Below are 15,465 nucleotides of genomic sequence, written 5' to 3' on the forward strand. Positions count from 1 at the left end.
ATGATCTTTTATATTCCGGCACTGGCATTTCTTATCTACAATCTCTACAAAAAACGCACGAAGACGGCTGCGGTTTTAATCCTCCTGTGTCTCGTAAGCGGCGCCGCCTACATGGGCGCTGGGGGTTTATTTATCGAGCCGATCCGCTTCCTCTTCCCCGCCGTGGCCATTGTCGCGGCCCTCTATTTAATCTTTCTCTCCCGCCGTGAATACGTGGACGCCAGAAGCGAGTATCTAAAGGAGCGTCGCATGGCCCGAGAAAAAGAAGAGCACCCGGAGAATACGGACGACGACCACGAGCGCATCGTCATAACGAACAGCAAGACCGACGAGGAAAAAGTCATCTATTTAAAACGAGAGGACAAAAATGTTCCACGTGGAACAATCGATGACGGAACAAAAACAGAAGAAAAAAATAATTGAGCGGAAATGTTCCACATGGAACACTCCGCTCTTTTTATTTGCCCGAAGCTTTGATACTATATGAAAGAAGGGAGTGGCATTATGACGAGAAGCATTGCCGTCTTTAATCAAAAAGGCGGCGTCGGCAAGACAACCACAGTAATAAATTTAGCAGATGCCCTGGCAAATAAGGGCCATCGCGTGTTGATTTTGGATTTAGATCCGCAGGGGAACGCCACTAGCGGATTAAACATAGAAAAAGATCGTGAGGAAATGATTTACGATTACCTTCTTGGAGCCGAGGGAGATTTCGCCGTTCAGGTGAAAGAGAATTTGTCCATTATCCCCTCCGGTGCCGGTTTGGCTGGGATCGAAATCGAATTTGCCCGAAGGGACGATTGGCAGACGGTGCTGAAGGATCGCATCGCCGAGCTCGAGGGCTACGATTACATCGTCATGGACTGCCCGCCGTCCTTGGGAATTCTTTCCATCTTGGCCCTTACAGCGGCGGACGGCATTCTGATTCCCGTGCAATGCGAATACTACGCCTTGGAAGGCCTGTCGCAGCTTATGGAATCCATTCAGCTGGTGCGGGGCGGCTTTAATCCCGATTTGGAAATCGAGGGCGTGCTCCTCACCATGTATGACGGCCGAACGAATCTCAGCATGCAGGTGGTGGAAGAGGTAAAGAACTACTTTAAAGACGCCGTTTTCTCCACGGTGATCCCGAGAAACGTGCGCCTGGCGGAGGCGCCTTCCTACGGCATGAGCATTATGGATTACGACAAAAACAGTCGCGGCGCAAAGGCCTACGCGTCTTTGGCCGACGAAGTTGAAAAGAGGAGGTCCTGATGGAAAAGAAACGGGGTTTAGGTCGCGGTCTGGATAATTTTTTCGGGCCCCAACAGGAAGAAGAGAAAACTTCCGAGACCTTGGCGGTGAACGTTATCGAAGCCAATCCCCATCAGCCGAGAAAGCACTTCTCCGAAGAGAGCATCGAGGAATTGGCGGAAAGTATTGAGGCCGTGGGCGTGCTTCAACCCCTCTTAATTAAAAAAGACGGGGACAAAAACCTCTTAATCGCCGGTGAGCGGCGGCTCAGGGCGGCGAAGAAGGCCGGATTAAAAGAAGTCCCCGTGCGCTTCATCGACGTGGACGAGGAAAAAGGCGATCGAATTTCCCTTATCGAAAACATTCAGCGGGAAGACTTAAATCCCATGGAAGAGGCCGAGGCCTACGATACATTAAGAAAGAAATACAAGTACACCCAGGAAAAAATCGCCGGCCTCGTAGGCAAATCCCGCCCCTACATCGCCAACAGCTTGCGCCTGTTGAAGCTCGAGCCCGTGGTCAAGGAAATGCTTCGACGAGAAGAACTTTCCATCAGTCAGGGCAAACTCCTGCTCTCCGTAAAAGACGGCAGGGAGCAGATCAAGCAGGCGAAGCGCATGGTGGACGAGGGCCAAACCATCGCCGAGAGCACGGAAAACACGAAAAAGTCGACGAATAAGGCGAAGAGCCATCAGGGCTACTACAGTTATTTGGAAAACAGCCTGATGGAGGTCTTGGGTACGAAGACGGAGATCAAAGGCAATCACGAGAAGGGAAAAATCGTCATCGACTACTACACGGAGGCGGATTTAATGCGCCTTTGCGACATTATTTTGGGAGAAGACATCGATGGTTAGGGAATACAGATACTTCGTTGCGGACGCATACACAGACCGCTCCTTCGTTGGAAATCCTTCGGGCGTGGTGCTCACCGAGGGAAAAATGACCGACGAGGAATGCCTGAAGGCGGCGCGGGAGCTGAAGCACTCGGAAACCACCTGCGTTCGCCGATTGGACACGGATATTTACCACGTACGCTACTTTTCTCCGGTGAAGGAGGTGTCCCTCTCCGGTCACGCGGCCCTGGGGACCTTTTGGACCTTGGCGCATCTCGGCTACATCAACGGACGGGAAGAAGAGGTGCAGATTCGCCAGTATACCAAGGCCGGCGCCCTGCGGGTAAAAATTCAATTTCATGAAGAAAAAGTGAGCTTCGTACAGATCGAGCTGCCGAAAATGAAGCTCGTGGAAGAAATAGAGGATGTCCGGGAAGTGGCCGAGGCCTTTAAGTTGGACCTTGAGGATCTCGACGCAGAATTAAAGCCCGCCGTCATCGACGCGGGAATCAGGGCCATGGTCATTCCCGTAAGAGAGAAGGCCGTGCTGAAAAAGATGGAGCCCAAGCGCCGACGCATGGCTCGTCTTACGGAAAAATACGGCTGCCAATGCTTCCATCTCTTTTCTTACGACGGGGACGGATGCGTCGTTCAGAGGAATTTCGCTCCCTCCGTGGGCATTTGGGAGGAATCCGGCACGGGGACGGCAAGCGGCGCCATGTACGCCTATTTAAAGGAAAAAAATCGCTTGGCCCGAAGAAAAATCACCTGCAGCCAAGGGGAAGAAATCGGCCGGCCCTCGGAGATCGTCCTCGATGAAATCGACGGCGCGATTTACGTGGGCGGCAAAGCCTGTGTCGTCATGGAAGGAATTATGCGCATATGAAATTAGCGAATATGAGCTTAACAGATTACATTAAAAAAGCCGAGGACACGAGTTCCGTCCCCGGCGGCGGCTCCATCGCCGCCCTCTGCGGCGCCCTGGCCGCATCCCTCGCCGCCATGGTGTTGAATCTTTCGAAAGCCGAGGATAAAGCCACGGCCTACGGGAAATTTTCCGAGATACTCCAAAAAAACATCGACGACGACAGCACCTCTTTCGACGACGTGCTGAAGGCCTTTCGCATGGCAAAGACCACGGAGGAAGAGAAAAAAATTCGCAGCCTCGCCATCGAAGAAGGCTATAAGCGGGCCATCGACGTGCCCCTATCCACCATGGAAGCGGTATTGGGCGTGGTCAAAACCCTGAAGGCCCAGGAAGAATTTATCGGCGACGAAGCCCTGAGCGACCTCACCATGGCGGCAGATCTGGCCCTTACGGCCTTTAACGGCGCCAAAGACACGGCCATGCTCAATGTGGCTGCCTTAAAAGACGAGGCCACCAAAGGCGTTTATCGGGAAAAAATTCAGGCCATGACCGAGGTGATGGTCGAGGTGCATGGCGAAGTGCGGGCATTTCACCGGGCATGAAGACCCTTTTCGTCCTGAGCCCTCGCCTCACAGGGGAGAAGCGGCGGGAGGCGGCCGCCGAGAGCGTGTGGAAAGAGGACTACGCCATGGCACAGGGCTCCATATCTGACTACGAGGCGAAGGACTTGGCCGAGTACGATCACTTCGTGGCCGTAGGCGGCGACGGCACCATCTTTGCCGTGGTCAACGCCATGATGAAGACTGCGGCGCGAAAACTCACCGTCGTGCCGGCGGGAAGCGGCAACGACTTCGCCAGATCCTTGGGCCTGAAGGGAGATATGTTCACTATATTAAAAGAAGCGAAAAAAGCGGCGCCTCGCCCCATGGATCTCGCCATGTGGAACGATCGCTACTTTATCAATATCGCTTCCGTGGGATTCGACGCCGACGTAAACGCCAATAACAGCGACGGCATGAAGCGTTTCGGCCCCTTCAGTTACACCATAAGCGTGGTAAAGACGCTGTTTACCTATCGTCCCGTGACCATAAAAAAAGAAGGCCTCGCCCTCACGCGCTGGACCCTCTTTACCATAGGAAACGGCGGCTATTACGGCGGCGGCTTTCCCATTTTTCCCGAGGCAAGCCCCTTTTCCGGCGAACTCCTCTTTTTAGGGGCGGGCAAGAGCCGATTGAAATTCATACTGCCCTTTTTGATCTGTCTCTTTGCGGGAAAAGATCGCCTTTGGAAAAAAGACATGGTGCGCCGATCCGCTCAGTCCATGGAATTTACCCTTCTCGAAGAGGCTAATGTCAATTTAGACGGGGAGAACTTCCGGGAAAAAGGGCCTGTGAAAGTGCGCATCCTGCCCAAGGAGCTCCTCTATGTCGGGCCGTTGAATAAGTAAATCCATCACCATATTGATAAAATACATTCCGGATGAAAGCCCCGCGAAAGGCGCGGGGATAAAAATTTCCGCAAAAAAACAGCCCCGTTCATAAGAACAGGGCCGTAAACAACTAGCGGCTGAAGGTGCGTTGATAGCCGGCGCGCTCCGCCTCCATGGCGTTTTCGAAAATCACCGTATTCTGCGGCGACACCCTATCGTAGGATTTGTCCGAAGGCAAATGATAGATCTTGCTCTTTTTATTGCCCTTGGCCGGCCCTTCCTTTCCCTCCACGGCCCAAATGCCCCGCACGTGATCCATGGCGACGATCTCCCCTTCGTGGAGAATAGCCTGATACTTCGTGTTGGGCCCGTAGGCCCGCTCCCGGGCGTAGCCGGAGGCCACCAATTGGTAGTTAAAGAGGATCTCCTCCTTGGGCTTGTCGCTTTTCCTCGGGTCTTCCGTCCAAATATAGGCCAGAGTGCGGCCGTAATGGTCCTCTTTTTCCTCGTCGTATTCCAAATAGACGGACTTTCCCGTAAGGGTCTTCTTCGAAAAATCCGAGGCCTCTTTTCCCCAAGGCTCCACGCGGCCCCGTGGCTTCACCGTCTCCGGCGTGTCCACACCGATGAGTCGCACCCGGGTGTCCTTGCCGTCGTCGATAATGAGCGTGTCCCCGTCCACTACCCGCTTCACTGTGACGCCGCTCGTGGCGCTTGGCGCGGGAGAAAGGCCCTCTTTGGCGGTAAAGGACGCCGCCAGAGCCAGTACAATCAGTAAAAATGTTCGTAAGCGTTTGTTTAAATGTTTCATACCCTCAGTATAACAGAAAGAAGGAGAGCCATGGCCATTCAAATTTTCGGCACGAAGAAAAATAACGACACGAAAAAAGCCCAGCGCTTTTTTAAGGAGCGGGGCATTAAATTTCAGTTTATTGATTTAAATGAAGTGGAAATGTCGTGGGGCGAATTCGATTCCATTACATCCTCCATCGGCGGCCTGGACGCCTGGATCGACGAAAACTCCAAAGACGCCGACGGCCTGGCCTATGTGAAGTACGCGACGGATGAAAGCAAAGAGGCCTATATTATCGATCACCCGAGCGTCATGAAGCTGCCTATCGTACGGAGCAAAAAGCGGGCGGTCTTGGGCCACGCGCCCGACGTGTGGAAGAAATGGGCCGAAGAGGAAAAGAAATAATTCAGATGCGCACCGACGCATCTCAGAGTGATGACAAAGGGAGGGAGAATCACCCGATTCACCCTCCCTTTTTTGTGTCATCAAACAGCATCCGCCTCAATTATAGTAAAATAGAGAAAAAGGAGGTTGCTATGCTGCACAAAGAAGACAAGAAAAAAGTAGAACAAATTCAAATGATCGCTCTGGATCAACTCGTGCCGACAGATCATCTTTTGCGAAAAATTGACCGTTACGTGGACTTCGACTTCATCTATGATCTTGTTGAAGACCTTTACTGCCCAGACAACGGAAGGCCAAGCATCGACCCCGTGGTTCTCATTAAACTCGTCTTCCTTCAACACCTTTATGGCATTCGCAGCATGCGCCAAACCATCAAAGAAGTCGAAGTCAACCTGGCCTATCGTTGGTTCTTGGGACTCGACTTCTACGATAAAATCCCCCACTTCACCACCTTTGGGCAAAATTACCGTCGGCGTTTTCAAGACACCGACCTATTCGAGTCCATCTTTACCAACATCCTTCATACCGTGTCTTCTTAACCCGCAGAAGCACGTGCTTTCGGCGCATCGGTGCGTCCCGAAGCACTTGCTCCCGGTGATCATGGACCCAAGCGTGGGTCGAGCCACAGTGAGGACAAACCCGATCATGAACGGGTTTGCAGTCAATGGTAATGAGCCGTCTTTCTTCTAAAACAGCGGTAACCTCGACGTCTTGGATTCCTAAAAGTAATGTGGTAATATTGTTTTGCACTTGTTTGACCCCCTTTATTATTTTGTGGTGATTTAATTTTAGGCGATAGGGAAAACAAGTGCTATCTTTTTGCACAAAAATATCCATTGAGGAGCTTACTCCCCAATGGATATTATAGAGCCATAAAAAAACAAACCCCGAATGAAATCCGAGGTTTGTCCGAAGCCCAAGGTGTGCGTCATGCACACCTCAGAGTGATGACAAAGGGAGGGAGAATCACCCGATTCACCCTCCCTTTTTTGTGTCATCAAACAGCATCCGCCTCAATTATAGTAAAATAGAGAAAAAGGAGGTTGCTATGCTGCACAAAGAAGACAAGAAAAAAGTAGAACAAATTCAAATGATCGCTCTGGATCAACTCGTGCCGACAGATCATCTTTTGCGAAAAATTGACCGTTACGTGGACTTCGACTTCATCTATGATCTTGTTGAAGACCTTTACTGCCCAGACAACGGAAGGCCAAGCATCGACCCCGTGGTTCTCATTAAACTCGTCTTCCTTCAACACCTTTATGGCATTCGCAGCATGCGCCAAACCATCAAAGAAGTCGAAGTCAACCTGGCCTATCGTTGGTTCTTGGGACTCGACTTCTACGATAAAATCCCCCACTTCACCACCTTTGGGCAAAATTACCGTCGGCGTTTTCAAGACACCGACCTATTCGAGTCCATCTTTACCAACATCCTTCAACAAGCCATGGATCAAGGCTTCGTCGACACACGCCTCCAATTCGTCGATGCCACCCACGTCAAAGCCCATGCCAATCGCCACAAAAACAAAAAAGCCACAGTGAAGAAACACGTGCGAAGCTACCAACAACAGCTGGAAAAAGAAATTGCCGACGATCGAAACGCACACGGAAAAGACGACCTCAAACCACCGAAAAACCCGCCCAGCGATACCACCACCATCACCCAATCCACCACCGATCCCGAAAGCGGCCTCTTTCACAAAGGCGAGCACAAAGAAGTCTTTGCCTACACCATCCAAACCGCCTGCGACCGACACGGATGGATCCTCGCCTGTCAAAGCTTTCCCGGCAACCGCCACGACAGCAGCACCTTCTTCGACTTCCTCCCCAAACTCCAAGCTTTAAAACCGGAAAAACTCGTCATGGACGCCGGCTACAAAACCCCGGCCATCGCCAAAACCCTCCTTGAAAAAGACATCCTGCCCGTCTTCCCCTACACCCGGCCCAAACACAAACCGGCCCTCGACGACCCCTACTACAAACGCGACTTCGTCTACGACGCCTACTACAACTGCTACCTCTGCCCGGAAGAAACCATCCTCCCCTACAGCACCACGACACGTGAAGGCTACCGCGAATACAAAAGCAATCCAAAAATCTGCAAAAACTGTCCTACCCTTCACCGCTGCACCGCCAGCAAAAACCATCAAAAAATCATTATTCGTCACCTGTGGCAAGACGCCCTGGACGTCGCGGAAGACTACCGCTACACCACCCAAGGAAAAGCAGAATACAAACAACGCAAAGAAACCATCGAACGGCAATTCGGCAGCGCCAAAGAATACCATGGCCTTCGCTACACCAACCAGCGTGGACGAAAGAAAATGGACCTGAAAGCGGTGCTGACCTTTGCATGCATGAACATGAAAAAACTGGCACTAATGATGGATCGAAAAGAGCGGGACGGAGGAGGCGACGGCCCTTCTTTTACTAATTTATGGAAAAAATACATAAAAAAGAGACAAACCCCGAAATTTATTCGGAGTTTGTCTGCACTCTGAGGTGTGCGTCATGCACACCTTTTTTTATTCACTTGCTTTTTTCTTTTGGAACTTTTGAAAACCGAGCATAAGGGCGAGGCCCACGATGTTCAGCGCCGCCGCCATGAAGAACGCGGGGCCGTAGTCCCCGGCATTGGCCTGCTTCGCCGAGGCGGCGAGGACGGGACCGATAACCGCAGCAATGCCCACGGCGGCAAACATATAGCCGTAATTGCTGCCGTTAAAGGTGGCACCCCAGTTTTCCACGGTAATCCCCGGGAAAATACCGAGGAAGCCGCCGTAGCACAGGGCGATGAGCACGATGCCCGCCACGGAGATCACCGGCGAAAGATTTAAATACATAAGCACCATGCCCACAGTGGACACGGCAAACATCATACTCACCACCGGGTAGCGACCGAAGCGGTCGGACATGGAGCCCCAAAAAATGCGGCCCAAGGTGTTGGAAAGGCTCACGATGGAAACCACCGCCGTAGCCATGGCTAAGGGATAGCCGATGTGTTCTTGAGAGATGGGCGAGGCGTGACCGATGATCATCATGCCGCTAATGCCGCCGATGGCATAAATTACCCACAAAATCCAGAAGCGGCCCATGCGAAGCATTTCCGAGGGGCGCTTGTCGCCTTCGGGAATCGCCCCTTGCGCCTGCTTCTCTTTCGGTCCCACCAAAAGAAGGGACGCGGCGCAAATAATAATTAAAATGGCAATGCCCAAGTAGCGGAACGCGTGCAGCACGCCGAAGGAGCGAATCAACGCCGCCGCGATGGGCGCAAATACCACGGCACCGGAGCCGAAGCCCGCCGCATTCAGCCCGCTGGCGAGGCCCCGTTTGTCGGGAAACAAGGCCACCGTCGTCGCCGTGGTGCAGCCGTAGGCCATGCCGATTCCCGCCCCGGCCACCAAGCCGTAAGACAGGTAGAGCCAGCCCAAACTCGTCGTAAACGAAGTCAAAATAAAACCTAAACCATACAACAAACCGCCGACGAAGGTAATCCGCCGCGGCCCCTTTTTATCCTGCAGCGGCCCGAATAAAATCATGCCGATCGGGCCCATGCCGAAAGAAATACTGAAAGCGATCGTCGCCTGCGCCGGCGTGAAACCAAACATCTCCACCAAAGGCCCTTGGAACACGCTCCACGCGTAACCGGCCCCGAGACACAAATTGATTACCACGCAGGCGGCAAGCACCAACCAACGATTGTGCGTCTTCATAGTCACTTCCTCTCTATGCTTGTTAAAAAAATGTGTAGTCCTCGATAGTCTAATATATTTTCTCGCGAAAGGCAAGAAAAATTAAAGGCGAGCGACGGAAAAACGACACAAAAAAACGAGCCCGAAAGCTCGCTTCATCCGCCTAAAGAGGCTGCATCATCTCTAAAATAATCCCATCGGGATCTTTAAAATAAAAGGCTTTGCTTTTGCCGAAGCCTTGGTCGGTAAAATCGAATGCCACCGGAGGCGACAAACAATCCACACCCTTTGCAAGAAGCCTTTCGTAAACGGCGTCAATGGCATCGGTATAAAAGCACAGCTCCGAAATCGAAGGCGCAAACAAATCCGGCTCCCCCTTCACCGAAGCTTCGCCGACAAACTGAATCAGCTCCACCGGCGGCGCTTCCACATGCCGGGAACCGTTTAAATAGGCCAGCCGCACCTTGCAATTTTTCTTTTGAAACAACGCATCGGTTCCAGCCCCGGTCATGACCATTTCCCCCTGAAACTCAAGCCCGAGAACATCTCGATAAAAAGCAACGGATCGATCCAAATCAGATACCGTGAGGCCCACGTGATAAATTCTTCCGATCATCAAATCTTCCCTTCTATCCCCTTTCAAAAGGCAAATGCCCCAGGATTCTATTGGTTGTGTTTCTTGTAACTATACCATAATCGAAACCACAAGAAGAGGCCTGTGGAAGAAAAGCGACGTCGCGATTGTAAGGGATGGTTTCGGTCCCATTCAAAACGACCGGCCTAAAACACTGCCGACATATTAAACGCCATGGACCGCCTTTTCTTTCAACCGAAAAGTTTATTTCATCCCATTGCCTTCCTTTACATGGATTTTATAGATGGTTTCAAGATGGATGGGCACAGAGCTTTCCGGTTCCGCATTTTTTATTTCGCCGCCGAAATAAACCTCCACCGCCTTCCCCTCAAGGCCTTCCGTGCTGACAAATCCGTCCTTCGCGTGATCCAAATTTTCAATCGACAGGACGATGGGTTTTGTCATTCGCTCCTTAAAATAAAACCCATCGTCCACATCCGTCACCTCGACGAGAAGGGAGTCTTCCTCCGCCTTGATGACCTTCGCCGTAAAATGGGCGACCCATTTCGGAATCCCATCGCCGTCGTTCTTGAGGTCCAAATCCTTAAATAAAATCCACCGATTATTCCGGCGAACATTCATATAGCCCTTTTCCCAAAATTGATAGCCGTAGCCTGTGCCGAAATTCGATTCATCGTCATTTACGGGCATCTTCCTTCCGTCCACGGCGGTTTTTATTTCGCCATCTGTCGTGGTGCAGGTTGCCATGGCATTTTCATAGCCCGTGTCCACGTAAACGACCCCCGCCACCTTGACCATGGGCGGATAATTGTGTTCCGCCCTTTCCTTATGCCCCGACGCCCTTTCCCTAGCATGGGCTGAGGCACTTTGCTTATCTGCATTGATGGTTTCATTTGCACCGGCCTTCGCGCAAGCGACCGATAAAACTGCGACAATGGCCATGCTAAGGAAAAGAAATCGTTTCATGTGAGCCTCCCGGTTCCTGTTCAATTCTGTTCGCGTGGAGATGGGTGTTTTTTACTTGAGATAATGTAAATTTGTATTTCAATCCACATGGTTGCGGGGAGTGCGACTAGACATGGACGACGAAAAAGTATTAGACGACGTAATTTCAATCCACGCACCCACAAGGGGTGCGACTATATCAGCGTTGTGTTTATATCGCTATGACGTGCATTTCAATCCACGCACCCGCGTGGGGTGCGACTAAGATAGCCCTTTATTAAATCACTAACAACTCTTCAAATCCCTTCTTTATATTAAATTCTTCAATATACGTTTCAACACCTTCTTTAAATGATTCTTCTAACTCTTTTTTTGTGTTACCGCAAAAATCAATTACAGGTTCAATCCCTAGAATGTTCCCATAAAATTCTTGCTTATCTTCATAAAATTGGTATTCGCCGATAAAATTCTTGTGAACGATATAATTAACCATTTTATACCTCCTTGTAACCCAACATAACCAACATATTTTTTATAGATGTTGCACGCCCGATTCCTACCGAGCTCTTTCTATATTTCAATCCACGCACCCGCGAGGGGTGCGACCTTCGGGAAGACCGACTACCGCCCCGGAGTATGGCTTACCACCTCTTGCGGCTACCGACTACATAACTTCTCATGCAAGAAAACCATTGATTTTATGGGCTTTTTCGGTCGTTGTGCTTGATATGGCACAACATACCATGCACCGATTTTTCCCCCATTATGTAATGTCCAATTAGCAAATTCTTAGCAAGAATGTATCGCTCAAACCATACCCAATGTAGCGTAGGAACGCTCATCTGTTGGCGGTTTACCAAATAGAAGACCTTATGTCAAATTGTGAAAACAGAACCTATACCGTCGAAGATATTGCCAAAATGCTGAACATCGGCAGAACATCGGCCTACAACCTTACGAAAGAGGGGCATTTCAAAACTGTCCGCATAGGCAATACAATCAGGATTTCAAAGAAGTCCTTTGATGAATGGTTAGATAAATTAGATATATAACAGAATACAGACCCTCTACGCCATAGGCTATTAAATTCCTATGGCGTTTTATCTTTCATTATTTCTGTGTTCCATTTTTAATATATTTTTTGTTTTGGAACATTTTGATTGAATTCGCATTGAATTTGCAGTATAATTCATCTGTACCAAAATAGCATTTATGAGGTGAAATGATGAACAGTGATGAATTAGTACCAAAACTAGTACGGGCATGTTTAGATAATGACCGAAGATTAGTTGAAGAAATTTCCACTATGTTGGTTAAGTTATATAAAAAAAAGCAACCCCATATTGCTCAGGAAATTTCTCAATCTTTAACTTACTCCCGAAATGGCGCTTCTGCTATAAGATCTGTCGATGTACAACCAGTTCCAATCGATAGAGAAACTCGCTTTACTCTTTGCAAAGCAGAAGAACCTTTAGAAATTGACCCTCCGATATTATCAACGGAAACCATGGAGGAACTAAACAATTTCATACTCGAAAGAACAGAAATCGAGAAACTGCTTATTGAAGACATTACTCCACCCAATAGTTTACTTTTTATTGGCGAGCCGGGCGTAGGAAAAACTTATTCTGCAAAATGGCTTTCTTACAAATTAAATTTACCCTTAATAACAATGGACTTAGCTACTTCTATTTCAAGTTATCTTGGTCGCTCAGGTCAAAATATTAAACATATTTTTGATTATGCAAAGTCGTTTCCATCAATTTTACTTTTAGATGAGATTGACGCAATTGCGAAACGCAGAGATGACGCTTCAGATTTAGGGGAATTAAAACGATTAGTTAATGTCTTACTAAAAGAATTAGAAACATGGCCAAGTCAAAGCATAATTATTGCAGCAACCAACCATCCCGATTTATTAGACAAAGCTATATGGAGACGTTTTGATCGAACAATCACATTTAAAACTCCAGAAATAGGTGAGCGCAAACTATTATTACAAAGATACTTAGGCAAATATTATGATATGCTATCGCCCAAATCCCTTTCTTTTGCACTACAACAAACTGCCCATATTAGTGCTGCTGATATTGGCAAACTATGTACACACGTTAAAAGAAAAATTGTTTTAGCTGGGAGTAATTCAGATTTAATTGTTTTTGAAGAATTTTGTTTGAATTCTTACGACAGCAAATTGCAAAAGATAGAACTTTGCAACTTGCTTCGAGAGGTTGATCCTTCTTTAAGCATACGCGATATATCAAAAATAACAAAGATTCCAGCAACATCTGTAAGTCGTTATTTGCAGAACGGAGGTGCATCAAATGAGTAACAAACATCCAATTTTAGGACGCGGAGAACTATATGTAAAAGATATTGAAAAGCGTTACTATGGAGGACCGCAAAAACTCCCCCATACTTATCACGAAAATAAGCTAGCTTTAATCAAGGATATTACTTCTATTCAAGAAGAAGTCCAAAGAAATGACGAGATTTTTTTACAAGAAAAAGTCGTCTGTATCCGTATGGAACCTAAATTTGAAGCTAAATCTTATTCACCTGATATGCTTTTATCGGTGGATGGTATTACTCCTATTGGAGGACGTAAATATGTAATTTCAAAGTCTGAAGAAGGACTGGTTAAATCGAAATTATATTTTGCAAAAACCAGTGATCGGGGATTAGAAAACCTAAAATACATATTGGAGTCTGGTCAAAAAGATAACACTGTTACCTGGCAAAATCAAATTTCAACTATTCGAACAATTGATTTGCTCGACTCTACAGAAAAAATTTCAGGTTTCTCAGGTACTTGGGATAGCGGATTAGTTGAAATTGTTTTACATCCATTTATATGGAATGACGATTTTGCTATGCAACAATTCTTAACCCTTTTAGATTTAGAAGCAGATAAATACAAAATATCTGGTTATGAAAATGGTCCTTTATTTTGTGCAGCCGTATGTAATCACGAAACATTAGAACGATTGGCAAAGTTTAACCCATTAAGAACCATTCATCCTTTAGGGGAACTCAACATACCAAATATGCGTGGCAGCTCTTTTTTTGACGCACCAGTTCCACCATTATACAAAGGAACTCCTCAAATGCGAATAGGTGTTTTTGATGGTGGTGCTGACTCGACATTACCTCACTTAAAAGATTTTGTCACCGCACATGAACTGACACCTATCACTGGACATCCAGCACTTATTGCACACGGAACTGCAGTTTGCGGTGCTGTTTTATATGGGTTGTTAAATTATAAATTATCAACTGAACAGCTTGAAACGCCGATTGTTTCTGTTGACTCATATAGAGTATTGCCACAACAGCAGACTGGAAATCCTATAGAAGATAGCGGACTGTATCCTGCAATCGATCAAATAGAACAAATCGTGCATAACCATACAGAAACTGCATTATATAATTTATCTTTCGGTCCTCGAGGTGCAATTGTTGATGATGATATTAGCCGTTTTACCTACGCATTGGATAGGCTTTCCATGCTTCCTCATTATCCACTATTTTGTGTTGCTGTTGGAAATGATGGGGATTTACCCTATCCTTTTAATAGGATACAAGCACCCGCAGACTTAGTTAATGGTTTAGGAATTGGTGCTTATACATTTGACAGAAATGGAGAAAAAGTAAGGGCTAGTTATAGTTGCATTGGCCCTGGACGCGAAGGATGCAAAGTAAAGCCTGATGTCTTGGAATTTGGAGGATCACCAGAAAATCCAGCTGTTTTAATTAGCACTATACCAAATAAAGCAACTGTAGAATGTGGAACCAGTTTTTCCTCTCCTATTGTTACTGGTAAGCTAGGAAAAATGATGGCATTATCTTCTGAAATCTCTCAGCACATGGCTAAAACACTACTTATTCACACAGCAGAAGATTCAGATGAATATAGCATTGAAGAAATAGGATTCGGATTCTGTGTTGATGATGTTACAAATATCCTAAACTGTGAAGACAATAAAGTTGTTGTTTTATACGAAGGAACTATAGCCCCTAAGCAAAATATACAACTCCCCATTCTTCTCCCAGATATAAATGGACTTAAATGTAACGCTAATATAACATGGACTCTTTCAACTTTATCTGAATTAAACCCAAATGATGTTGACTCTTATACTTGTAATTGTGTAGAAGATTATTTTTATCCGCATGATAAACATTATAATTATTTCAAAAACACAATACAGGGTAGAAAGCAAAAAGCAGCCTTTGCTGGGACTGATGCAGAAAAAGAACTATATGATTTAGGATATAGTCGTTCCGATCTTCCAATCTCCAAACCGCCAAAGCAATTTTTGAGTGAAGATGAACTGCGATCACAACATTTGAAATGGGATACTGTAACCAAAAAGACTATTACTATGAGAACGTCTTCTTTGAACAATCCATTTTTCATACTTCATGGAATGAACAGAGATATTGCTGGAACTACTCCCATGAAATATTTTGTTGCCATTACAGTAGAGATTCCAAAATATCCTGGAATTTTGTATGACGATATTTTATCTCAATATCGAAATCTTGTACCAATCAATATAAAATTAGAAAATCAGATTTTCGTCGAATTATAAACTTTATAAAAAACGCCATAGGCTATTAAATTCCTATGGCGTTTTTTTATACCTTGAATTTACAATCTAAGT

General features: G+C 47.2%; 17 protein-coding genes and 1 pseudogene. 12 read left to right on the forward strand and 6 right to left on the reverse strand.

The window, feature by feature from the left end; all coding sequences use genetic code 11:
• The 6 genes from OCV31_RS01635 to OCV31_RS01660 all read left to right on the forward strand — a co-directional run bounded on the left by OCV31_RS01635 (position 1) and on the right by OCV31_RS01660 (position 4,384).
• Positions 1 to 423, forward strand: coding sequence for a hypothetical protein (locus tag OCV31_RS01635; protein WP_148471986.1), 423 nt, complete (start codon positions 1 to 3; stop codon positions 421 to 423).
• Between the two features lie 81 nt (positions 424 to 504).
• Positions 505 to 1,254, forward strand: a complete 750-nt coding sequence (locus OCV31_RS01640) for a ParA family protein (protein WP_148471988.1) — start codon at positions 505 to 507, stop codon at positions 1,252 to 1,254.
• Positions 1,254 to 2,090: a ParB/RepB/Spo0J family partition protein gene (locus OCV31_RS01645; RefSeq protein WP_148471990.1), complete on the forward strand. Its 837-nt coding sequence runs from the start codon at positions 1,254 to 1,256 to the stop codon at positions 2,088 to 2,090. The genes OCV31_RS01640 and OCV31_RS01645 overlap by 1 nt, the downstream gene beginning before the upstream one ends.
• On the forward strand, positions 2,083 to 2,955 hold the full coding sequence (locus OCV31_RS01650; RefSeq protein WP_148471992.1) for a PhzF family phenazine biosynthesis protein: 873 nt from the start codon (positions 2,083 to 2,085) through the stop codon (positions 2,953 to 2,955). The genes OCV31_RS01645 and OCV31_RS01650 overlap by 8 nt, the downstream gene beginning before the upstream one ends.
• Positions 2,952 to 3,539, forward strand: a complete 588-nt coding sequence (locus tag OCV31_RS01655; protein ID WP_148471994.1) for a cyclodeaminase/cyclohydrolase family protein — start codon at positions 2,952 to 2,954, stop codon at positions 3,537 to 3,539. Before OCV31_RS01650 ends, OCV31_RS01655 begins: the two co-directional genes overlap by 4 nt.
• A complete protein-coding gene (locus OCV31_RS01660) occupies positions 3,536 to 4,384 on the forward strand; it encodes a diacylglycerol/lipid kinase family protein (protein WP_148471995.1) in 849 nt (282 codons plus the stop codon). Before OCV31_RS01655 ends, OCV31_RS01660 begins: the two co-directional genes overlap by 4 nt.
• Before the next feature lie 112 nt (positions 4,385 to 4,496).
• Here OCV31_RS01660 and OCV31_RS01665 read toward each other — a convergent pair whose 3' ends face one another.
• The gene (locus OCV31_RS01665; protein WP_148471997.1) at positions 4,497 to 5,177 is read right to left on the reverse strand and encodes a thermonuclease family protein; all 681 of its coding nucleotides are present in this window, start codon (positions 5,175 to 5,177) and stop codon (positions 4,497 to 4,499) included.
• Positions 5,178 to 5,207: 30 nt separating this feature from the next.
• Here OCV31_RS01665 and OCV31_RS01670 point away from each other — a divergent pair, with 30 nt between their 5' ends.
• A complete protein-coding gene (locus tag OCV31_RS01670; protein ID WP_148471999.1) occupies positions 5,208 to 5,564 on the forward strand; it encodes an arsenate reductase family protein in 357 nt (118 codons plus the stop codon).
• A 131-nt stretch (positions 5,565 to 5,695) separates the two neighbouring features.
• Positions 5,696 to 6,085: pseudogene (locus OCV31_RS01675) on the forward strand (transposase); the annotation flags it as partial.
• On the opposite strand, the gene OCV31_RS01680 reads toward OCV31_RS01675, so the two are convergent.
• A complete protein-coding gene (locus OCV31_RS01680; RefSeq protein WP_148472001.1) occupies positions 6,072 to 6,401 on the reverse strand; it encodes a transposase family protein in 330 nt (109 codons plus the stop codon). The pseudogene OCV31_RS01675 and the gene OCV31_RS01680 overlap by 14 nt on opposite strands.
• A 211-nt stretch (positions 6,402 to 6,612) precedes the next feature.
• Here OCV31_RS01680 and OCV31_RS01685 point away from each other — a divergent pair, with 211 nt between their 5' ends.
• The gene (locus OCV31_RS01685) at positions 6,613 to 8,067 is read left to right on the forward strand and encodes an IS1182 family transposase (protein WP_148472003.1); all 1,455 of its coding nucleotides are present in this window, start codon (positions 6,613 to 6,615) and stop codon (positions 8,065 to 8,067) included.
• Positions 8,068 to 8,091: 24 nt separating this feature from the next.
• Here the strand turns inward: OCV31_RS01685 and OCV31_RS01690 are convergent, their stop codons facing one another.
• From OCV31_RS01690 to OCV31_RS01705, 4 genes are all read right to left on the reverse strand, one after another.
• Complete coding sequence (locus tag OCV31_RS01690; protein ID WP_148472005.1) at positions 8,092 to 9,279, reverse strand: L-lactate MFS transporter; 1,188 nt, start codon at positions 9,277 to 9,279, stop codon at positions 8,092 to 8,094.
• 142 nt (positions 9,280 to 9,421) lie between these two features.
• Positions 9,422 to 9,874 carry a VOC family protein gene (locus tag OCV31_RS01695; protein WP_148472007.1) on the reverse strand — a complete coding sequence of 151 codons (453 nt, stop codon included), beginning with the start codon at positions 9,872 to 9,874 and terminating at the stop codon, positions 9,422 to 9,424.
• Between the two features lie 222 nt (positions 9,875 to 10,096).
• A complete protein-coding gene (locus OCV31_RS01700; RefSeq protein WP_148472009.1) occupies positions 10,097 to 10,819 on the reverse strand; it encodes a hypothetical protein in 723 nt (240 codons plus the stop codon).
• A gap of 256 nt (positions 10,820 to 11,075) precedes the next feature.
• Entirely contained in the window at positions 11,076 to 11,291 is a 216-nt protein-coding gene (locus OCV31_RS01705) for a hypothetical protein (protein WP_148472011.1), read from the reverse strand.
• A 379-nt stretch (positions 11,292 to 11,670) separates the two neighbouring features.
• Between OCV31_RS01705 and OCV31_RS01710 the strand changes: the two genes are divergently transcribed.
• The 3 genes from OCV31_RS01710 to OCV31_RS01720 all read left to right on the forward strand — a co-directional run bounded on the left by OCV31_RS01710 (position 11,671) and on the right by OCV31_RS01720 (position 15,393).
• Entirely contained in the window at positions 11,671 to 11,850 is a 180-nt protein-coding gene (locus tag OCV31_RS01710; RefSeq protein ID WP_148472013.1) for a helix-turn-helix domain-containing protein, read from the forward strand.
• Between the two features lie 170 nt (positions 11,851 to 12,020).
• Positions 12,021 to 13,130 (forward strand): AAA family ATPase, encoded by a 1,110-nt coding sequence (locus tag OCV31_RS01715; protein WP_148472015.1) that lies wholly within the window; start codon positions 12,021 to 12,023, stop codon positions 13,128 to 13,130.
• Positions 13,123 to 15,393, forward strand: coding sequence for a S8 family peptidase (locus OCV31_RS01720; protein ID WP_148472017.1), 2,271 nt, complete (start codon positions 13,123 to 13,125; stop codon positions 15,391 to 15,393). Before OCV31_RS01715 ends, OCV31_RS01720 begins: the two co-directional genes overlap by 8 nt.
• Positions 15,394 to 15,465 lie beyond the last annotated feature (72 nt).

Origin of the sequence: Aedoeadaptatus acetigenes, from assembly GCF_025566985.1 — a bacterium.
Classification (GTDB): domain Bacteria; phylum Bacillota; class Clostridia; order Tissierellales; family Peptoniphilaceae; genus Aedoeadaptatus; species Aedoeadaptatus acetigenes.